We start from the raw sequence: 21197 nt of genomic DNA, 5'->3' as shown, positions 1-21197 counted from the left end.
GGCTTTTTTTTCGGCAAAAATTCAGGAGAGCTTCAATCATGCGAGTGCTGAAATTCGGCGGAACCTCAGTAGCCAATGCGGAACGTTTTCTTCGCGTGGCAGATATTCTGGAAAGCAACGCGCAACAGGGACAGGTTGCCACCGTGCTCTCTGCGCCAGCGAAAATCACCAATCATCTGGTGGCGATGATTGAGAAAACCATCAGTGGCCAGGACGCGCTGCCGAATATCAGCGATGCCGAACGTATTTTTGCCGAACTGCTGCAAGGCCTGACAGAAGCCCAGCCGGGTTTTGACTTCGATGGACTGAAAACCCGTATCGAGTTGGAATTCGCGCAGCTGAAACAGGTGCTCCACGGTATCAGCCTGCTCGGTCAATGCCCGGATGCCGTGAATGCTGCCATCATCTGCCGCGGTGAAAAGCTATCTATCGCCATTATGGAAGCGCTGCTGCAGGCACGTGGCCACAAAGTGACGGTGATCGATCCGGTTGAGAAACTGCTGGCGGTGGGTCACTACCTCGAATCCACTGTTGATATCGCCGAATCCACCCGCCGTATCGCCGCAAGCCAAATCCCTGCCGATCACATGATTCTGATGGCCGGTTTCACTGCCGGTAACGAGAAGGGCGAACTGGTGGTGCTGGGCCGTAATGGCTCCGACTACTCGGCGGCGGTGCTGGCAGCGTGCTTACGCGCCGACTGCTGCGAAATCTGGACTGACGTAGACGGCGTTTACACCTGCGACCCGCGTCAGGTGCCAGATGCTCGCCTGCTGAAGTCGATGTCCTATCAGGAAGCGATGGAGCTTTCCTACTTCGGCGCGAAAGTGCTGCATCCACGTACCATCGCCCCGATTGCTCAGTTCCAGATCCCTTGCCTGATTAAAAATACCGCCAATCCGCAAGCGCCCGGCACCTTAATCGGTGGTGAAGGCGAGCTGGATGAGAATCCGGTGAAAGGCATCACCAACCTTAACAACATGGCGATGTTTAACGTCTCGGGTCCCGGTATGAAAGGCATGGTCGGCATGGCGGCGCGCGTATTTGCCGCGATGTCTCGCACCGGTATCTCTGTCGTACTGATCACCCAATCCTCTTCTGAATACAGCATCAGCTTCTGTGTGCCGCAGAGCGAGCAGGCGCGTGCGCGTCGCGTGCTGGAAGAGGAGTTCTACCTCGAACTGAAAGATGGCCTGCTGGATCCGCTCGATGTGCTGGAGCAGTTGGCGGTGATCTCGGTGGTCGGTGATGGTATGCGCACCCTGCGCGGTATCTCCGCGAAATTCTTCTCGGCGCTGGCCCGTGCCAACATCAATATCGTGGCGATTGCACAGGGCTCTTCCGAGCGTTCCATTTCGGTGGTGGTGAGTAACGATGAAGTCACTACCGGCGTGCGCGTGGTGCATCAGATGCTGTTTGCCACCGATCAGGTGATCGAAGTGTTTGTGGTGGGCGTGGGCGGTGTCGGTGCCGCATTGCTGGAGCAGCTGCACCGTCAGCAGGCGTGGCTGAAAGAGAAGCACATTGATTTGCGCGTGTGCGGTATCGCCAATTCACGTGCCTTGCTGACTAACGTCCACGGCATCGATCTCAGCAACTGGAAATCTGCACTGAGCGAGGCTAAAGAGCCGTTTAATCTCGGTCGCCTGATTCGTCTGGTGAAGGAGTATCACCTGCTTAACCCGGTGATTGTGGACTGTACTTCAAGCCAGGCCGTGGCCGATCAATATGCTGACTTCCTGGCAGAAGGTTTCCACGTGGTGACGCCAAACAAAAAGGCCAACACTGCATCCTGGAATTACTATCAGCAGATGCGTGCAGCCGCCGCCAAGTCTCGCCGCAAGTTCCTGTATGACACCAACGTTGGTGCCGGTCTGCCGGTGATCGAAAACCTGCAAAATCTGATGAGCGCTGGAGACGAGCTGATCAAATTCTCCGGTATCCTCTCCGGTTCGCTCTCCTTTATCTTCGGTAAGCTGGACGAGGGGGTTTCGCTGTCAGAAGCCACCAAGATGGCGCGTGAGATGGGCTTTACTGAGCCGGATCCGCGTGACGACCTTTCCGGCACCGATGTGGCGCGTAAACTGCTGATTCTGGCCCGTGAAGCCGGTCATCAGTTAGAGCTGAGCGATATTGAGATCGAACCGCTGCTGCCCGCCGAACTGACTGACATCGCCGACGTTGAGCAATTTATGGCTCGCCTGCCGGAACTGGATGATGCTTTTGCCGCCCGCGTTGCCAAAGCGCGTGATGAAGGTAAAGTGTTACGCTTCGTCGGCGCGATTGAAGAAGGTGGCGTCTGCAAAGTGAAAATCGATGCGGTGGACGGTAACGATCCACTGTACAAAGTGAAGAACGGCGAGAACGCGCTGGCGTTTTACAGCCGCTATTATCAGCCAATCCCGCTGGTTCTGCGTGGATATGGCGCGGGGAATGATGTCACAGCGGCCGGCGTATTTGCCGATCTGCTGCGTACACTGTCGTGGAAGTTGGGAGTTTGATGATGGTAAAAATTTATGCACCGGCCTCGATAGGTAACGTCAGCGTCGGCTTTGATGTGCTGGGCGCGGCGGTTTCGCCGGTGGATGGCACCCTGTTGGGTGACTGCGTATCAGTAGAAGCGGCTGAGAGCTTTAGCCTGGTCAACACCGGGCGTTTTGTCAGCAAGCTGCCGACCAATCCGCATGAGAACATCGTGTATCAGTGCTGGGAGCGCTTCTGCCAGGCGATTGGCAAAGAAGTGCCGGTAGCGATGACGCTGGAAAAGAACATGCCGATCGGTTCAGGTCTGGGTTCCAGCGCTTGTTCCGTGGTGGCCGGTTTGATGGCGATGAACGAATTCTGCGGCAAGCCGCTGAATGATACCGAACTGCTGGCGCTGATGGGCGAGCTGGAAGGGCGTATTTCGGGTAGCGTGCATTACGACAACGTCGCACCTTGCTTCCTCGGCGGCGTGCAGTTGATGATTGAAGAGAACGGCATCATCAGTCAGGAGGTGCCGTGCTTTGACGATTGGCTGTGGGTGATGGCCTATCCGGGCATCAAGGTCTCAACTGCGGAAGCGCGTGCGATTCTGCCTGCGCAATATCGCAAAGACGATGCCATCAAGCATGGTCGCCTGTTAGCGGGCTTTATTCACGCCTGCCATACCCGCCAGCCGCTGCTGGCGGCTAAACTGATGCAGGATGTGATTGCCGAACCTTACCGCACCAAACTGCTGCCAGGCTTTGCCGAGGCGCGTCAAGCCGCAGCCGATATTGGCGCGCTGGCTTGCGGTATTTCGGGCTCAGGCCCGACACTTTTCGCTGTTTGCAACGAGATGGCAACGGCACAGCGGATGGCAGACTGGCTGAGCCAGCACTATCTGCAAAATGATGAAGGCTTCGTCCATATCTGCCGTCTTGATACGGCTGGCGCACGTAACTTGGGATAACGCATGAAACTCTACAACCTTAAGGATCACAACGAGCAGGTGAGCTTTGCTCAGGCCGTTAAGCAGGGCCTCGGCTCGCAGCAAGGCCTGTTCTTCCCGCTCGAACTGCCGGAATTCGAACTGACCGACATCGATGCGATGCTGGAGATGGATTTCGTCAGCCGCAGCAGCAAAATTCTCTCTGCATACATTGGCGATGAGATTGCCGCACACCAGTTGGCTGAGCGCGTGAAAAACGCCTTTGCCTTCCCGGCACCGGTGGCGAAAGTCAGTGACGATGTGGCTTGCCTTGAACTGTTCCATGGCCCAACGCTGGCATTCAAAGATTTCGGCGGCCGTTTCATGGCGCAGATGCTCTCTTATGTGTCCGGTGCCGATGAGCAGATCACGATTCTGACCGCGACCTCCGGTGATACCGGCGCAGCGGTGGCCCATGCGTTCTACGGCATGGAAAACGTGCGCGTGGTGATCCTGTATCCGCAGGGCAAAATCAGCCCGCTGCAGGAGAAACTGTTCTGTACGCTGGGTGGCAACATTGAAACCATCGCGGTGGAAGGCGATTTCGATGCCTGCCAGGCGCTGGTGAAACAGGCGTTTGATGATGAAGAGCTGAAGAAGGCGATTGGCCTGAACTCGGCGAACTCCATCAACATCAGCCGTCTGTTAGCGCAGATCTGCTACTACTTTGAAGCCGTGGCGCAGTTGCCGCAAGAGCAACGTAATCAGCTGGTGGTTTCGGTGCCAAGCGGTAACTTTGGTGACCTGACGGCTGGCCTGCTGGCGAAATCACTCGGTTTGCCGATCAAGCGCTTTATCGCGGCCACCAACGCCAACGATACCGTGCCGCGCTTCCTGGGTAACGGTGAATGGCAGCCGAATGCGACCGTGGCAACCTTGTCGAATGCGATGGATGTCAGCCAGCCAAACAACTGGCCGCGCGTGGAAGAGTTGTTCCGCCGCAAAACCTGGCGTCTGACCGATCTGGTGTCTGGCGCGGTATCCGATGAGACCACCAAATCCACCATGCGCGAGCTGGCGGAGATTGGCTACATCTCAGAACCGCACGCGGCGATTGCTTACCGCATGCTGCGCGACAACCTGCAGGAAGGCGAATTCGGTCTGTTCCTCGGCACCGCGCATCCGGCCAAATTCAAAGAGAGCGTGGATGAGATTCTGGGCCAGGAACTGCCACTGCCGCCAGAACTGGCAGAGCGCGCTGAGCTGCCATTGTTGTCACACAACTTGAAAGCGGATTTCGCAGAGCTGCGTAAGTTCTTGCTAAAAGCTTAATCCACGTCCGTTCGTTGAAAAAAAGCCTGCCGGATATTACGGCAGGTTTTTTTTTGTCTTTTTTCCACGTGACGACAGCGGGAGATAGCGTAGTTACATGTTTATTTACATTATCAGACTGGAAATTGGCTTAGCATGATCACATTAATTAAATTTAACTATCGTTATGAATTCATGTTACTAAACGTCCTAACGCATGAAAAAACGCACTTTAGTCACTAAAGAAATCACTAACCAAGCAGGAGATAAGTGAAATTTTGCTTATTAAAGCTTAACGCCATGGCCATTAACCAGGTGTTTTAAAGCCATTTTCTGCAATGGAATACAGATAAATCTTAATATATTTACTGAAGTGAGATTGCTTTCTGGTGGTGATTATATATCAGCTAATATTGCAATGATCTCATTTTAAAGGATATTTTCCATAAATGCTGAGAGTGTTACTAAATGTAAAATTGATTTCCTGTGATTTTGTCGCTTCGTTTCTTATGGATCTCTTATTATCGTTGGCGCTACGACAAATTAATTAATAGAACCTGTCACTTATTTTTTTTCACATTTTGTAACAGGTTGTCCTCCTCCGACCACAGACAGCACTCTTCAATCTGGTTAAAGTTCAGCCCTCAACAATTTCGGCTATCACCGCCAGGTAATAGCATTACCTGCTCACTCTCACGGTAGAGCCGGATACTTTTTCTTTCTTCGATGACATGGCGACTTTATTCCGTCAGGGACGCGCTCGGTCAAAAGACAAAAAACAGGTATTCACATGGCTAATAGCTTTCAGGACGAAGTACCCGCAGCACGCGTCAATATCAAACTCGATTTGCACACCGGTGGTGCGCAGAAAAAAGTGGAATTGCCATTAAAGCTGATGGTGGTGGGGGATTACAGCAACGGTCAGGACGATCGCGCCGTTTCAGAACGTGAAAAAATCTCGATTAACAAAAACAACTTCAACCAGGTACTGGCGGAGTACAACCCAAAGGTGAATCTCACCGTTGCCGATACGCTGGCAGCGGATGGCAGTGAAGCGGCAGTGAAGCTGGATTTTAAAGAGATGGCTGATTTTGAACCCGAGCAGGTCGCCCGCCAAATTCCTCAACTGCGTGCACTGCTCTCGATGCGCAATCTGCTACGCGATTTGAAGTCCAACCTGTTGGATAACGCCACGTTCCGCCGCGAACTGGAAAATATTCTCAAAGACGAAGCACTCAGTGATGAGCTGCGCGCAGAGCTGGCCGCATTGGCACCGCAAGCGTAAACGTCCGTTATCAGCAAGGAGCTAACTATGTCACAACGAGAAACTCAGGCGACCGCCAGCCCAGGCCATGCAACGCTGGAGGGTGGCGTCTATCAGTCGCTTTTCGAGAAGATCAACCTCAACCCGGTCAGCCAATTAAACGGCATTGATGCATTCCAGGATAACGATGCACTGGCAGATACCTCTGCCGATGAGCGCGTGACCGCCGCCGTCAGCGTGTTCCTCAATCTGCTCAAGCAATCATCGCAGAAAGTCGAGCGTCTGGATAAGACGCTGCTCGATAATCACATCAGCGAACTGGATAATCAGATTAGCCGCCAGTTGGATGCGGTGATGCATCATCCAGAATTCCAGAAAGTGGAGTCTGCGTGGCGCGGTTTGAAATTCCTGGTGGACCGTACTGACTTCCGTCAGAACGTGAAGATTGAAGTGCTGGATGTCTCGAAAGACGACTTGCGTCTGGATTTTGAAGACGCGCCAGAAATCGTGCAAAGCGGTTTCTATCACCACACCTATACCCAAGAGTACGACACGCCGGGCGGCGAACCGATTGGTTCTACCATCGCCAACTACGAGTTTGATCGTAGCCCACAGGATATTGCGCTGTTGCGTAACATCTCCAAAGTGGCGGCGTCGGCGCATATGCCGTTTGTGGCTTCCGTGGGACCAGCCTTCTTCGGCAAAGAAACCATGGAAGAAGTGGCGGGCATCAAAGATATCGCCAACTACTTTGACCGCGCGGAATACATCAAGTGGAAGTCATTCCGCGACAGCGATGATGCGCGCTACATCGGTCTGACGCTGCCGCGCGTATTAGGGCGCCTGCCTTATGGTCCCGATACCGTGCCCGTGCGCAGTTTCAACTACGTCGAAGAGGTCAAAGGCCCGGATCACGACAGCTACCTGTGGAGCAACGCCTCTTTTGCGTTCGCCGCTAACATGGTGAAAAGCTTTGTGAACAACGGCTGGTGCGTACAGATTCGCGGCCCACAGGCGGGTGGTGCGGTAACGGATTTGCCGATTCATCTTTACGATCTCGGCACCGGTAATCAGGTAAAAATTCCTTCTGAAGTGATGATTCCGGAAACGCGCGAATTTGAGTTCGCTAACCTCGGCTTTATCCCGCTGTCGTATTACAAAAATCGTGATTACGCCTGCTTCTTCTCAGCGAACTCGGCACAAAAACCGGCGCTGTATGACACCGACGAAGCCACGGCTAACAGCCGCATCAATGCGCGTCTGCCTTACATTTTCCTGCTGTCGCGCATCGCGCACTACCTCAAGCTGCTGCAACGGGAAAACATCGGCACCACCAAAGATCGTCGCATGCTGGAGCTGGAGCTGAATAACTGGATCAACACGCTGGTCACGGAGATGACCGATCCCTCGGACGATCTGCAAGCCTCGCATCCGCTGCGTGAAGCCCGTGTGACGGTGGAAGATATCGAAGATAACCCCGGTTTCTTCCGCGTCAAACTCTATGCAGTTCCGCATTTCCAGGTTGAAGGATTGGATGTCAACCTGTCGCTGGTTTCTCAAATGCCGAAGGCGAAAGCGTAAGTCAGGGAGCAACAATGAAGGTTTCACGCCCGCTGTGGATTGAAGGCGCATTCCTTGCGCCGCATCAGTTCCAGCAACAGGCGCGCTGGGAAGCGCTCACCAACCAGTGCATTGCACAGTTGAGTCTGACACACCCGTGGGGCGTGCTGAACGCGCGCTTCGATGGGGAGGCGCTGCGCGTCAATCGCCTGAATGCACAACATCTGGCGGTGCGTTTGCAGGATGGCACCCTGATTGACAGCGACCGTGCCGACGCGCTGCCTGCGGCGGTGGATCTGCAGCGGGCGATTCCCGCGGACTGTCATCAGGTGACGGTGCTGCTGGCGCTGCCACTGGAACACGCCAACGGCGGCAACTGCCAGACCGGTACGCAAGCTTCCGAGCGCCCACTGCGTTATCAGCAGGAGTGGGTGTCAGTGCAGGATGTGTTCGGCACCGAGCAAGAGTCGATCGCCGTTGAGCGGTACGCACTCTCGCTGCGTTTTGACATCGACAATAATGACGAATACTTCACTTGTCCGCTGGTGCGCTTACAGCGCGATGGGCAGAACGGATGGCAGATCGACAACGCGTTTATCCCGCCACTGCTGGCGTTTGGTAGCAGTGAGTTATTGCAGGATCAACTGAGCCTGCGTGTCGCGCAGTTACGTGCCAAACGTATGCGTTTGATGGGCATGCGCCGCGAGAATAATCAGCGCATGGCTGATTTTGCCGTCGCGGATGTTTCGCTGTTCTGGCTGTTGAATGCGCTTAACACTTACGAACCGGTGTTGTTGGATTTTGAAACCTCACCGATGATTCATCCTGAACTGGTTTATCGCGAATTGGTCAAGCTGGCGGGCAGCATGTTGACCTTCTCGCTGGAGCACGACATGGATGCCATCCCGCGTTATGACCACGCCAGGCCAGCCGACGTCTTTCCCCCACTGTTTACCCTGATCAGCACGCTGCTGGAGGCGAGCCTGCCATCGCGCGTGGTGGCCGTGGAGCTGGAGTTGGTGCGTGAGAACCAGTGGCGCGCCCAGTTGACCGATAGCCGCCTGCGTGAAGAGGCTGATTTCTACCTCTCCGTGCGTTCCGACTTGCCTGCGCATCAGCTGCAGAGTCAGTTCCCGCCGCTGTGCAAAATCGGTACGCCAGATGAAGTGAACAACATCATCAATGGCGCACTGAACGGCGTGCCGCTCATTCCGCTGAGCCACGTGCCAGCAGCGATCCCACTGCGGCTGGAGAACCAATACTTTGCGCTGGATCTGGCGCATCCCTCGGCGGTCGCGATGCTCACGGCAGGCACCTGTGCCATTTACGTTCCAGGTGTGTTGCCGGGCATTAAATTAGAACTCTATGCGGTGCTGCGCTCATGAAACAACAACTCTCCATTGATGAACTGCTGCGCGACACTTGGCTGCTGGTGGTTGCCCTGCGCAACGGCGATGTGGCGGAAGAGGGCGAAGCGCTCTATCAGCGCGGCGTTGAACTGGTTGAACAGACACGCCAGCGTTTGGCCGGGCAGGGGATTGTCAGCGAAGACAGCGACCACATTGCTTATGCGCAGTGTGTGCTGCTGGATGAGACAGTGCTCAATCGCCCGCTAGATGACAACGGCTATGCCTTTTGGATGCGTACACCACTGCAGGCGCGTTTCTTCAATACGCTGCAAGGTGGCGAGTTGCTCTATCAGCGTATGCAGCAGGTGCTGGCGCAGCCCGCGCCAAACCCACTGGTACTGAGCTGCTTCCATCGTGTGTTGATGCTCGGCTTCCAGGGGCGCTATCGGAATCAGCCGCAGCAGAAGCGCCAGGCGTTGATCGCCGAACTGGCTGCGCGGGTGCCGCCGTTTGATGTTGCAGAAGAGACGCCAATTCTCGCCCATGTCGGCCGCCGTTCAACCGGACTGTGGCGCGGCCGTTCGCTGTGGTTCTGGGCAGCGAGCGCGGTAGTCATCGTTGCCGTGGTGTGGTTTGGCCTGCATTACCAGCTTCAACAGTCACTGAGTGACTGGTTACAGGAATCACAGGGCTAAGGAGCAGCCGTTGAGTATCCTCTTGAAACGCACGCTATGGCTGATGAGCTGCCTCGCTGCGTTGATCATCTGCGTGGTTTTCCTGCCTGTGAGCCGCAGTGCGGCCTGGGCAGGTGCGGTAGCTGCCGTGCTGGTCGCTGCCGTTGCCTGGTGGCGCACAGGTCGCGCCGCACAGGCCTTACGCCATGCGCCTTTAGGTGAACAACTGGTCGCCGCCCTGCCGGACGTGGACTATCGTCTGCCGGTAGTGTTGACCGTGGGCGAATGTGCAGAGGCGCTGTTTGCTGGCGAAGCGGTGCGTGAAACCGCGCAGGGATGCTACATCCTCATTCCTCAGCCGGATCAACTGGCACATTACAGCGAGATGCTGCTGGCGATACGTCCCGGCTGGAGCACACAACTGAGTGCGCTGCTGGTGCTGCAACCCGAGCAGCACCATGACCAGCCGGTACTGGCGGCACAGCTGCGCGAATTTCGTTTTCAGGTACAGCGCTGTGCACAACACAGCGGCCATGTGCTACCCGCAATGTTGGCTTGTCTGCTACAGGGCGCGCCTTCGCCGTGGTTTAGCGTGGAGGCCGCACAGGCCGGCGTGCGCGTGTGGGATGAACAGCAACAGGGCACGCCGCTGAGTCGCTGGGTAGCGAATGCGGATGACAGTGAAAAAGCCTCGCGACTGGCGCAGGGCGTGATGCTAAGCAGCCAGATTGCCTGGCTGCGTGAGCAGGTTCTGCCGCAGTTCAGTGGCACTGAGCAAGCCAGTGCGCCACTGCATCTGCACGCGATGGCGATGAGCTGGCAGCCCGAGGTGGCATCAGTTCCGCGTAACCTGTGGCAGCAGTGGTTGCAGCAACGCACCACGCTGCGGTCGCTGGCAACCGATACAGTTTCCAGCCATGGCCGCTTCCCCGACTTTCTTCTGGCTCAGTTGCCGGTACGTCGTGGCTACTCTCCCCCCCAACGTGCCGCCGTGTATGCCCTGGCGCTGGTGACGCTATTTAGCGTGATCGCGCTGGCGTGCTCATCGTGGAACAACCATCGTCTGCTGCGCGCTATCGCCAGTGATGTCGCACGCTATCGTGCGATTGCGATGACCAACACGGCGCTAAAAGTCCCGGCATTAAACCAGTTACAGAGCGATGCGCGACTGCTGGAGAAGTATCAGCGCAACGGCGCGCCCGTGCATTTAGCGCTGGGGCTCTATCCGGGAGAGCAGCTCTATCCGCCGGTTATGGCAGAGATTCGCGGCTACGTTCCTCCGGCGAAACCGCCTGAAAAAGGGGTGCCACGTCTGGTCCGTCTGGACAGCATGTCGCTGTTCGAGGTGGGGAAATCCGCATTGAAAACGGGATCGACCAAAGTGCTGGTGGATGCCCTGATAGATATCAAAGCCAAGCCCGGTTGGATGGTGTTAGTCACCGGGCATACCGACAGTACCGGCGATACGCACGCGAACCAGCAACTTTCGCTGGCTCGTGCGGCCGCCGTGCGCGACTGGATGATCGCCACCAGCGATATCCCTGAAACCTGTTTTGCGATTCAGGGATATGGTGCAACGCGGCCGGTCGCCACCAATACAACCTCTGCGGGGCGGGCTGCTAACCGCAGGGTTGAGATCAGTCTGGTACCGAACGCAGCGGCCTGCCAGCCAGCTGCACGGCAATCAGACTTATCACTCTCGTCGCCATCAGGTGACAAAAACCCATAAACAACAGGAGTTAATCATGGCTATTCCAGCATACCTTTGGCTGAAGGACGACGGCGGTGCTGATATCAAAGGTTCCGTTACTGTACAGAACCGTGAAGGCAGCATCGAAGTCGTGGCACTGGACCATGCGCTGTACATCCCAACGGACAACAACACTGGCAAGCTGACCGGAACCCGCGTGCACGCGCCGTTAGTGTTTACTAAAGAAGTCGATTCTTCAACCCCGTATCTCTATAAGGCGGTGACTTCAGGCCAGACCCTGAAATCAGCTGAATTCAAATGGTACAAAATCGACGATGCCGGTCAGGAAAAAGAGTATTTCAACACCAAGCTGGAAAACGTGAAGGTGGTGAAAGTGGCTCCGCTGATGCATGACATCAAAGATCCCGCCAAAGAGAAGCACAACCACCTGGAAGTGGTTGAGCTGCGCTATGAAAAAGTTATCTGGACCTACAAAGACGGCAACATCATTCACTCCGATTCCTGGAATGAGCGCGCACAGGCGTAATGCCGCTGCGTGAGTAATCTCAGTGCGCCCCGTGTGGGGCGCCTGTTCTGCTGTTACGTACCTCATTGACATCGATGCGTCAGTGACTGGATTCATCGCACAACTTGCTGTTCTACCCAACGAACGATCCTCGGTCGTGCGGTAGCCATGGCGCAACACGATGAATGCCCCGATTTTTTGCCATAGGACGGGACTATTATGGACATCTCTTCACCTGCTTTACTTCGCCGACTAAACCCCTTTTGCGCTCGGGCGCTGGACGCCGCCGCCGCGCTCTGCCAAACCCGCGCACACCGGGAAATTACCGTGGAGCACTGGCTGTTGAAACTGCTGGAAAGCGGTGAAGGCGATATCGTCACCGTAGCCCGCCGCTATGAGTGGGATCTGGATGGGCTGTGGCAATCGCTGCTCAGCCATCTTGAGACCTTGCCGCACAGCGTCACCCAGCGTCCTCAGCTCTCTTCCGCGCTCAGTGGCCTGCTGCAATCCGCCTGGCTGGTGGCCTCGCTGGAAGAGAATGCGACATCGATTCGCTCTGCACATCTGTTGCAGGCGTTGATCACCCAACCGGCCTGGCTGCACGCGCAACAGGCCTGGCCGCTACTGAGTTTGAGCGCTACCCAACTGCAACGACTGCGTCCGCTGCTGGACGCTCAGTCAGAAGAGCGTCCCGAACAGCAGGCGCTGGCGGAGAGTGCAACGGTGCTGGCGGATGACAACGCGCCACCCGCATTGAACGGCAAACAGACCTTGTCTGACGCGCTGCAGCAGGTACTGAACAAGTTTACCCACGACCTCACCGCGCAGGCGCGTGCAGGCAACATCGATCCGGTACTTGGCCGCGATAATGAAATCCGCCAGATGATCGATATCCTCTCTCGCCGCCGCAAAAACAATCCGATTATGGTCGGCGAGCCGGGTGTGGGTAAAACCGCGTTGGTAGAAGGACTGGCGCTGCGCATTGCCGAGGGCAACGTGCCGGAAAGCCTGAAGCCGGTTTCACTGCGCACCCTTGACCTGGGTATTTTGCAGGCAGGTGCGGGAGTGAAAGGGGAGTTTGAGCAGCGCCTGAAAAGCGTGATCGATGCCGTCCAGCAATCCCCTGAACCGGTGCTGCTGTTTATTGATGAAGCCCACACCCTTATCGGTGCGGGCAACCAGGCGGGTGGCGCGGATGCCGCTAACCTGCTGAAACCCGCGTTGGCGCGTGGCGAACTGCGCACCATCGCCGCTACCACCTGGTCAGAGTACAAACAGTATTTCGAACGCGATGCCGCTTTGGAGCGTCGCTTTCAAATGGTCAAAGTGGATGAACCAGATGACGCCAACGCCACTCTGATGCTGCGCGGCCTGAAATCTCGCTACGCACAACATCATGGCGTACACATTCAGGATGCGGCGATTCAGGCAGCGGTGACGCTTTCGCGTCGTTACCTCACCGCCCGCCAACTGCCGGATAAGGCGGTGGATCTGCTGGATACCGCCAGTGCGCGTGTGCGCATGAGCCTCGACACGCAGCCAGAAGCGCTGATGCAGTTGCAGGCGCAGCTCGCGGCACTGGCGATGGAACAACAGGCGATTGAGGACGATCTGGCACTCAATCCCCAAGGTGATGCCACGCGCCTGACCACGCTGGCGGAACAACGCAGCGCGCTGCAAACCCAATGCTCCGCGCTTGAACTGCGCTTCCAGCAGGAAAAAACGCTGGCAGAGCAGATCCTTACAGCTCGCCAGCAGCCGGAGCAGGGCGCGACTTTAAGCGATCTACAGCAGCAACTCAGCACGCTGCAGGGCAACGCGCCACTGCTGTCGCTGGATGTGGATGCGCGCAGCGTGGCAGAAGTGATTGCCGACTGGACCGGCGTGCCGCTGGGCAGTTTGCTGAAAGATGAACAGACCAACCTGCTCGAACTGGAACAGCAGTTGGGCAAACGGGTGATTGGCCAGGATGTCGGATTGCACGCGATTGCTCAGCGTCTGCGTGCCGCGAAAACCGGCCTGACGGCAGAAAACGGCCCGCTGGGGGTATTCCTGCTGGTGGGACCGAGCGGCGTGGGTAAAACCGAATCGGCGCTGGCGCTGGCCGACACGCTGTTTGGCGGCGAACGTGCGCTGATCACCATCAACCTCTCGGAGTATCAGGAAGCGCATACCGTATCGCAGCTGAAAGGCTCGCCGCCGGGTTACGTAGGATACGGTCAGGGCGGCATTCTCACTGAAGCGGTACGCAAACGCCCTTATAGCGTGGTGCTGCTGGATGAAGTGGAAAAAGCGCACCGCGATGTCCTCAACCTGTTCTATCAGGTGTTCGATCGTGGCGTGATGCGCGATGGCGAAGGGCGTGAAATCGACTTCCGCAATACCGTGATATTAATGACTTCCAACCTCGGCAGCGATGAACTGATGGCACTGCTGGAGCAGCAGCCGGAAGCTCCGGCCAGCACAGTCAATGAACTGCTGCATCCAATCCTGCGCGGTCACTTCCAGCCTGCGCTGCTGGCGCGATTCCAGACGGTGATCTATCGCCCACTCAATGCAGCGGCGCTGCGCGAAATCGTCAGGATCAAACTGGGGCAGGTCGCCAAACGGCTGCAACGTCACTACGGCCTGCAGTGCCACATCGAGGAGAGCCTGTATGACACGCTGGTCAGCGCTTGTCTGCTGCCGGACAGCGGTGCACGCAACATCGACAGCTTGCTGAACCAGCAGATTTTGCCGGTGCTGTCGCAAACGCTGCTGCAGCAACTGGCGCAGCAGGAGAAACCGACGCACCTGACGCTGGGCTTCGATGATGAAACCGGCATCACCCTGAGCCTGACGGCACAGCATGGGGAGAACGCATAATGGCGCTGGCAGATATCGCGACAAAAATCGGCCAGACCTTAAGTGGCTCGATGAACCGTTATGACCTTAAGGTGGAGGGCGGTGCAGCGGCGCTGGATGTGGAATCCTTTACAGGGGATGAAGCGCTGAGTGGTCTTTATGGTTATCAGATCATTTTTAGCAGCCTCGACAGCGGCATCACGCCGCAACAGATGCTGCTAAAAAACGCCAGCTTCAGCTTCAATGCGCCGGGTATGCAGCTCGCGGGTTTTTCTCTGCCGGGCATGGAATCACCGCGTACCGTGCATGGCGTGATCACCCAATTCCAACGTCTCTCTTCTTCGCTGGATGAAACCCGCTATCAGGTCACGCTGGAGCCACGACTGGCGCTGCTGGGCAATGCCAGCCGTCCGGCGATTTTCCAGAACCAGTCAGTACCGGAGATCGTTGAACAGATCCTGCGTGATAATCACCAGTTTGAAGGCTGGCAATTTGAGTTCCGCCTGCGTGGCACTTATCCGCGTCGCGAACAGGTGATGCAGTGGCAAGAATCGGATCTGGCGTTTATCGAGCGTCTGCTGTCTGAAGTGGGCATCTGGTATCGCTTTGCAGCCGACAGCCGCATGCAGCAAGAGATCGTGATTTTCGCTGACGACCAGCAGTTCTATCAGTTTGATGTGTCACTGCCGCTGCGCGCTCTCTCGGGCATGAACGACGGCGCCACCGAATCGGTGTGGAAGCTCAGCAGCAGCCACCAGGTGGTGAGCCAGGCGGTCAAAGTCAAAGATTACAACTATCGCGATGCGCAAAACGGCTTGCTCACCGACGGTGATGCCGGTGCCGACAGCACTGCTTATGGCGAAGTCTATCGCTATAGCGATAACTACCTGACGCAAGGCGCGCAGCAGGACGCCGAAACAGAAACCGGTGCCTTCTATGCCCGTTTGCGCCACGAACGTTTGCTCAACGCCCAGCATCAACTGAGCGGTGCCAGCAACGCGGCTACACTGCAACCAGGGCAGATGCTGGAAATCATCGGTGATGTGCCACCGCTGTTTACTGCGGGCGTGGTGATCACCGCCATCAGCGCTCAGGGCGGCCGTGACGCGTCATTTACGCTCAGCTGGCAAGGTATTCCTTACAGCGAAACTGTGGGCTACCGCCCGCCACTGCTCAAACGCCCCACCATCGCCGGGACCTTGCAGGCACGCGTTACCAGCGTGACGGAAAATGACACCTACGCGCATCTGGATGAGAGCGGTCGCTACAAGGTGAAGTTTGACTTCGACCTGACGCAGTGGAAAACCGGTTACGAAAGTCTGTGGGTGCGTCTGGCGAAACCGTACAGCGGCGATACCTACGGTTGGCATATGCCGCTGATCGCGGGCACCGAAGTGGCGATCGCCTTCGAAGCGGGCAATCCCGATCGTCCTTATATCGCTTATGCGCTGCACGACTCGCGCAATGAAGATCACGTCAGTGCCGCCAACCACAAGCGCAACGTGATTCGCACCCCGGCCAACAACAAGCTGCGCATGGAAGATGAGCGCGGCAAAGAGCACATCAAACTCTCCACCGAATACGGCGGTAAAAGCCAGCTAAACCTTGGCCATTTGGTCGATGGTGAACGCACCCAGCGTGGCGAAGGCTTTGAACTGCGCAGTGACAGCTGGGGTGCGATTCGTGCAGGGAAAGGTCTGTTTATTAGTGCGGATGGTCAGGAGCTGGCGCAGGGGCAGGCGTTGGATATGCAGGCGGCATTAAGCGAACTGGAAAACGCCAGGCAGGTTACGCAAGGGCTACGCCATGCAGCCGATGCCGCGAAAGCCGAGCTGGCCGATCTGGAAAAGCAAACGGCACTGATGAATGAATCACTGAAAGAGCTCAAGCAACGGACGCTTCTCATGTCAGCCCCGGAGGGGATTGCGCAGGTGACACCCAGCAGCCTACAGCTTTCAGCGGGTGAAAATTTAATTGCCACCTCTGGCGCCGACGGTGATATCAGCATCGCTAAAAAGTTTACGTTGGCGGTAGGGGATACATTGAGTCTGTTTGCCCATCGGTTAGGCATCAAAATGTTTGCGGCAAAAGGAAAAGTTGAAGTTCAGGCACAAAGTGATGCACTCGACCTCCTTGCACAGAAGCAGCTTACGATTGCCAGCCAGGATGACAAAGTGGTGGTGACGGCGAAAACCGAACTACTACTCACCTGCGGCGGTGCTTTCATCCGCATTAAAGATGGTCAGATAGAGATGGGTGCGCCCAGTAACGTCGTAATGAAAACCCCCACCATTCAACGCCAGGGCTCAGCAAGCCTCAATGCAGCAGCGCAATTGCCGCAAGGTTGTGCTCCTGGCGTGATTTCTGCTGCCCGTGGGCAAGAATCTTTCGTCACTCTGAGTGAATAAGACAAGCCTGGAGAAAATATGACAAAGAAACTGGCCTGCATGGGTGATCGCACCACCAATGGCAGCATTATCACGGCGACATCCAATTATTTCGAACAGGGCAAACAGGTTGCACAGCATGGAGACATGGCAAGCTGCCTGAGTTGCAAAGGCACATTCCCGATATCGGGGACTTGTGACGGCATAATGAATGGATCCACTCGATTGGTGCAGGATCAAGATAAGGTCATGTGCCGTTGCAGTGATCATCGCGTCGTGGCGCAAGCACAAATCTTCAATAAATAAACGTGAAGCGTAAAGGACTCTACCATGGCTTGTAATAACGAATGTAATTCCACCGGACTGGCCATTTTGCCGGTGCGTTATGCCGTCGTTCCTAAAACCATTCCCACGACGTTGCCTGCATGGGCACAAAGCGCACCTGTAACCGGCGTGCCGCTGGATCATGGCGACCAGTATGCACTCAGGGCAATGCGACGCGGCTTCCTCTATCTGTTCTATGCGCAAGGGCCGCAGGGCAGCAATTACTGGCAGTGTTATAGCATCGCTGATGACGGTTCGCTTTGGTTGCAAACACATGCTGATGCACCCGTCGCGCAGAGCACGCCCTCTTGCCATTCGAAGCAACATGATGCCGCCATGGTCGAGTTTTTTTGTATTGCGGAGCCGGAAAAATGCGGCGATGTGTGGCTGGCCTTCAGTCAGCATGCCTGGAGTGAAACCACACTTAATCGCTACAAGCAGGAGAGTGGCGCCCGCGATGCACGCATGCAAAAAATCCAGCCAGCACAATGGATGAATCAAGCGCAGCAGGCTGGAGCTACCCAAGCGAATGCTCAGTCGTTGCAGAGTGTGATTGAATATCAGGATGTTGGGGTTGAGAACATTCTACCCTCAGTGAACTTTCGCTCGTTTGTGCTGAGCAATACCATTAGTACGCCGTCAGAAGCGGAAAGCAGAGCCGGAGCCGATAACTACGGCTTTAATCAACATTTACTGGAGCGCGTCTCAACACTTTACCCTTGGGCACTGACTCGTCGCAGTAAAAGTGCCGTGACTGCGGAAAAAATGCAAAGCCGTAGCCTCAATAAAGACGGCAAAGCGTGCCCGCCGCTGCTGCTTCCACTATGGGATGCAGTAGGCATCGTACACGAACTAAACTGCTGGAGTATGGATGTGGCAGGGCGTCAGACGCAGTTTTTCGAAGAGAAAGCGTTTGAGCTGAAAACCCACACCGATCTCACCACCGTACAGGGATTACTCAGCGATGCCGCCAGTGCAGATTTGAGTAACAGACGTTCAGCGCTGTCGCGAGGTGGCATTGATTCAGAGCAGATGATTAAACAGCGTGCCGGCATTCGTAGTAATTTTGCCGAACGTCCTGAGATGCAAAACCAATTGCTGAGTGAATGCGATGAAGTCGAGCAGTGGCAGCTAGAGAAAGTGCCGACTGACATGTATCAATCAGAGATGATGCGTTTCAACATGAAAGATGTGACTGTGCGTAAAGGGCAGTTTGCCGCGCTGAAACAGAAAGTTGAGGCGTGGAAAGCAACCTACCCTGGTATTGATGCAGAATGGCGCAAGAACAGCTGGAAAAAATATGAAGCCAGATTGAATACGCAGAAGCGACAGAAGTTTGTGGATTGTTACACCACCTTTAGCGCGCAGGTCAAAGCGGAATATGAAGCGCGTGTGGCGAATGTAGTGAAATGGCTTGAGGCAAAATTGTTTATCGCCACGCTGCAGGATTATAAGACCACCGAATTTATGGATAATTACCGCTACGCCAGTATTGTTAGCGTAGCAATCAGCGGTATAAGCAATACCGCTCAGGGGGTAGCTCTGCTGGACCGTTGGGTGCAGGAGCAAAGTACCGCCAATGATAGCAACCTGGTCTGGAATACGGTGGCGGGGAATAACCCTGAGGTTAAGAGTGAGCTTGAAGTTCTGCTGTCATCGGCGAAAAGCCATAACAACGATACCGATCCGACATCTACGCCGGTTTTATTGGCAGTAGTTGCAAAAGCCGGGGATTTGAAAAAATACACCGGCTTTGTTTCTAAAGCGATCAAAGAGTCTGCTAAAGCACTGCCAGAAAACGCCGACTGGCTTAATCGTGCATTTGGTAAGTCAGACTTATTCTTAGCAACTGTCGGAGAGCGCGTCTTTAACTTTGGGCGTTTAGGAAATAAATTAGATGGTCTGGTACATACTATCTATAAAACCATCTTCTCACTGAGAGCTGGCGTACCCTATCAACACTTTATCTCACATCTGGATATCCAGTTCAGGGAGATGCCAAAGCTCAGAAGCCAGATATTGCATGATCTACAAAGTGATAAGAGGTTTCTGCCTGAGAATAATAAGCGGTTAAAAGAGTACGCAAAGTTAAATGATGCCTGGAATGAATTTTCTAAAAGCGATGGAGGGCCAACAACAATAAAAACCTCCCGCCTTGGCCTATTAATGTTATTCCTTAATGGTTTGGATTTGGCTTATTTGACGAGTCAAGTTAAAGAAAGTGATATTAAAAGCCAGGCAGCGCTTGCTGCTAGTGGGTTAAGCGCTTTATCGCTTATCAGCGACCTAATACTACCAGCTTTTGAAAAGGGTGAGGCATCGGCAGTAAAGACCATTGAAAGCATAAAGCTTTCAGGGGCACTCCTGGGTGCGACTGCATCTGTGGCGACTGTATATCTTGATGTGATGAATGGTAAGAAGTCATTTGATCAGAACCGATTTGGTATGGTTTGTTTTTATACGATTAAAGCAGTTGTTGATGTGGTTGGTTTAGTGAAGTATTTAGGACAATTTTTATCTTCAGCAGGAACTTTAGCTTCTCTGGGGGAAAGTGGTGGCGGCAGAGCAGCACAACTTGCATTGCAAAGTGGAGAGAAAATTGGGGCTGGCTTCGTTGCTCGAACAGGGGCGCTACGGTTATTAGGTATTCTGGCATCGTGGCAAGTTCAGGTTGGTTTAATTCTATTGCAAGTGATAATCACCTCATTTTCCGATGATGATTTACAAGTCTGGTGTACCCATTGTGTGTTTGGACAAAAGCCTGGGTTTGATAATTATGACGAGCAACTTACCAGTTTACAGACCACTCTGAAGGAGATTATGTGAGAAAAGAAAAAGCAATTAGTCCAAAAGATCTACTGCAGAAAGCGAGGGAGGCCGAATACAATAAATCATTTATTGAAAAACTCTTGGCGAATAACGACGCGGAGACAACGCTAAGTGACCTGACTGAAGCTCAGGAGAGGCTAAAGGCAGCAAAGGCTGCCCTGGATGCGCTTCCCCCGCCGCCAGTACTGCCACCCCGCGGCCAGCTGGAAAAAATAACTGGCCGACTGGAGGAATTCAGCCGCATCCGCTGTAAGGCGGATTTTGAGCCGGATTTCTATACCAACCACCCCAATCATCAGATGTCTTCCGGTGAAAAAACGGGAATTGGTGCAGCGGCGATTGCTTTCGACAGCCCTGCGCTGGCCGGACTGGCTCTAAAAGAGGAGCAGCCGATGACGAGTGAAGCGGATTATATTAAGGGCATGATCAACGGTAAGCCTTTTACTGGCTGGGTTGGACTCACCCATCTAAAGGTAGGAGATGAAGTCGAACTGGCGGCAGAATGGCAGGATGACCACTATCAGGTTTATGCAATAACACTTCCTGCCGAGCGAATGATCTCAGTCTGTCCAAGGGCTAATCATGGCAGTTATATTCAGGCAAAATTGAAATTAAAACATACAATATGGTTTTTGACTTTTATGCTGGTCCTCATTCAAGGTATATACATTTCTTTAGCCGATGGTCCATTTTTACAAAATGTATTTGATAGTTTAGTTAATAATAAGGACCGTTTTTATTTGTACGCGGCAATTCAAACGGCTGTAGGAGTTCCTATTATAGGGGTGATATTTTACAGTATGTATCTTGGCTATGTTAAGACCTCTTGTGCGCTAGCTGAGAATGTATTTAGAGCGTTTGGGTGGGAGAATCCGAAAGGAATAGATCTTGAGGCGTTAACCTTAAATAGAGAAAAAGAACTTAAACGTAGTGGGGAATGGTATTCGCCTGACGATAATAGCAAACCACCTCGCCCAACAATGAAGGGGTTAGGTTATATGGAGTATTGGTACTATTACTGAAAGATGATATTTACTTTTAGGTATTT

At 54.5% G+C, this 21197-nt stretch carries 14 protein-coding genes and 1 other annotated feature (1 of these 15 cut by a window edge); all 14 genes read left to right on the top strand.

The window, feature by feature from the left end; translation table 11 throughout:
* Positions 1-12, top strand: a sequence feature (Thr leader region); it begins 111 nt to the left of the window's first position.
* Between the two features lie 26 nt (positions 13-38).
* The gene (thrA, locus tag LK04_RS15815; protein WP_039329473.1) at positions 39-2501 is read left to right on the top strand and encodes a bifunctional aspartate kinase/homoserine dehydrogenase I; all 2463 of its coding nucleotides are present in this window, start codon (positions 39-41) and stop codon (positions 2499-2501) included.
* 2 nt (positions 2502-2503) lie between these two features.
* Positions 2504-3433, top strand: a complete 930-nt coding sequence (gene thrB / locus LK04_RS15810; RefSeq protein ID WP_039329582.1) for a homoserine kinase — start codon at positions 2504-2506, stop codon at positions 3431-3433.
* 3 nt (positions 3434-3436) lie between these two features.
* The gene (thrC, locus tag LK04_RS15805) at positions 3437-4723 is read left to right on the top strand and encodes a threonine synthase (protein ID WP_039329471.1); all 1287 of its coding nucleotides are present in this window, start codon (positions 3437-3439) and stop codon (positions 4721-4723) included.
* A 769-nt stretch (positions 4724-5492) separates the two neighbouring features.
* Positions 5493-5987, top strand: coding sequence for a type VI secretion system contractile sheath small subunit (gene tssB, locus LK04_RS15800; RefSeq protein ID WP_039329469.1), 495 nt, complete (start codon positions 5493-5495; stop codon positions 5985-5987).
* A 27-nt stretch (positions 5988-6014) separates the two neighbouring features.
* Positions 6015-7547, top strand: a complete 1533-nt coding sequence (gene tssC / locus LK04_RS15795) for a type VI secretion system contractile sheath large subunit (RefSeq protein WP_039329468.1) — start codon at positions 6015-6017, stop codon at positions 7545-7547.
* 14 nt (positions 7548-7561) lie between these two features.
* Positions 7562-8911 carry a type VI secretion system baseplate subunit TssK gene (gene tssK / locus LK04_RS15790; RefSeq protein ID WP_039329466.1) on the top strand — a complete coding sequence of 450 codons (1350 nt, stop codon included), beginning with the start codon at positions 7562-7564 and terminating at the stop codon, positions 8909-8911.
* Positions 8908-9570 carry a type VI secretion system protein TssL, short form gene (gene tssL, locus LK04_RS15785; protein WP_039329464.1) on the top strand — a complete coding sequence of 221 codons (663 nt, stop codon included), beginning with the start codon at positions 8908-8910 and terminating at the stop codon, positions 9568-9570. Before tssK ends, tssL begins: the two co-directional genes overlap by 4 nt.
* Before the next feature lie 10 nt (positions 9571-9580).
* On the top strand, positions 9581-11278 hold the full coding sequence (locus tag LK04_RS15780) for an OmpA family protein (protein ID WP_039329462.1): 1698 nt from the start codon (positions 9581-9583) through the stop codon (positions 11276-11278).
* Positions 11279-11294: 16 nt separating this feature from the next.
* Entirely contained in the window at positions 11295-11786 is a 492-nt protein-coding gene (locus tag LK04_RS15775) for an Hcp family type VI secretion system effector (protein WP_039329461.1), read from the top strand.
* A 198-nt stretch (positions 11787-11984) separates the two neighbouring features.
* Entirely contained in the window at positions 11985-14630 is a 2646-nt protein-coding gene (gene tssH, locus LK04_RS15770) for a type VI secretion system ATPase TssH (protein ID WP_039329460.1), read from the top strand.
* Positions 14630-17017, top strand: coding sequence for a type VI secretion system Vgr family protein (locus LK04_RS15765; protein WP_052205989.1), 2388 nt, complete (start codon positions 14630-14632; stop codon positions 17015-17017). Before tssH ends, LK04_RS15765 begins: the two co-directional genes overlap by 1 nt.
* A gap of 18 nt (positions 17018-17035) precedes the next feature.
* Positions 17036-17302: a PAAR domain-containing protein gene (locus tag LK04_RS15760; RefSeq protein WP_039329458.1), complete on the top strand. Its 267-nt coding sequence runs from the start codon at positions 17036-17038 to the stop codon at positions 17300-17302.
* Positions 17303-17326: 24 nt separating this feature from the next.
* Positions 17327-20146, top strand: coding sequence for a T6SS effector BTH_I2691 family protein (locus LK04_RS15755; protein WP_039329457.1), 2820 nt, complete (start codon positions 17327-17329; stop codon positions 20144-20146).
* Positions 20143-21171, top strand: a complete 1029-nt coding sequence (locus LK04_RS15750) for a putative type VI secretion system effector (protein WP_039329455.1) — start codon at positions 20143-20145, stop codon at positions 21169-21171. The genes LK04_RS15755 and LK04_RS15750 overlap by 4 nt, the downstream gene beginning before the upstream one ends.
* Positions 21172-21197: the final 26 nt, after the last annotated feature.

The sequence above is a fragment of the Pantoea vagans genome (assembly GCF_001506165.1).
In the GTDB taxonomy this organism is placed as follows: Bacteria; Pseudomonadota; Gammaproteobacteria; order Enterobacterales; family Enterobacteriaceae; genus Pantoea; species Pantoea vagans_C.
This window is presented reverse-complemented; position numbering and strand designations above follow the sequence as displayed.

Bases quoted from the DNA above. Each gene is read 5' to 3' on its own strand.
- thrA (WP_039329473.1), top strand. From the start codon at position 39: ATGCGAGTGCTGAAATTCGGCGGAACCTCAGTAGCCAATGCGGAACGT.
- thrB (WP_039329582.1), top strand. From the start codon at position 2,504: ATGGTAAAAATTTATGCACCGGCCTCGATAGGTAACGTCAGCGTCGGC.
- thrC (WP_039329471.1), top strand. From the start codon at position 3,437: ATGAAACTCTACAACCTTAAGGATCACAACGAGCAGGTGAGCTTTGCT.
- tssB (WP_039329469.1), top strand. From the start codon at position 5,493: ATGGCTAATAGCTTTCAGGACGAAGTACCCGCAGCACGCGTCAATATC.
- tssC (WP_039329468.1), top strand. From the start codon at position 6,015: ATGTCACAACGAGAAACTCAGGCGACCGCCAGCCCAGGCCATGCAACG.
- tssK (WP_039329466.1), top strand. From the start codon at position 7,562: ATGAAGGTTTCACGCCCGCTGTGGATTGAAGGCGCATTCCTTGCGCCG.
- tssL (WP_039329464.1), top strand. From the start codon at position 8,908: ATGAAACAACAACTCTCCATTGATGAACTGCTGCGCGACACTTGGCTG.
- LK04_RS15775 (WP_039329461.1), top strand. From the start codon at position 11,295: ATGGCTATTCCAGCATACCTTTGGCTGAAGGACGACGGCGGTGCTGAT.
- tssH (WP_039329460.1), top strand. From the start codon at position 11,985: ATGGACATCTCTTCACCTGCTTTACTTCGCCGACTAAACCCCTTTTGC.
- LK04_RS15765 (WP_052205989.1), top strand. From the start codon at position 14,630: ATGGCGCTGGCAGATATCGCGACAAAAATCGGCCAGACCTTAAGTGGC.
- LK04_RS15760 (WP_039329458.1), top strand. From the start codon at position 17,036: ATGACAAAGAAACTGGCCTGCATGGGTGATCGCACCACCAATGGCAGC.
- LK04_RS15755 (WP_039329457.1), top strand. From the start codon at position 17,327: ATGGCTTGTAATAACGAATGTAATTCCACCGGACTGGCCATTTTGCCG.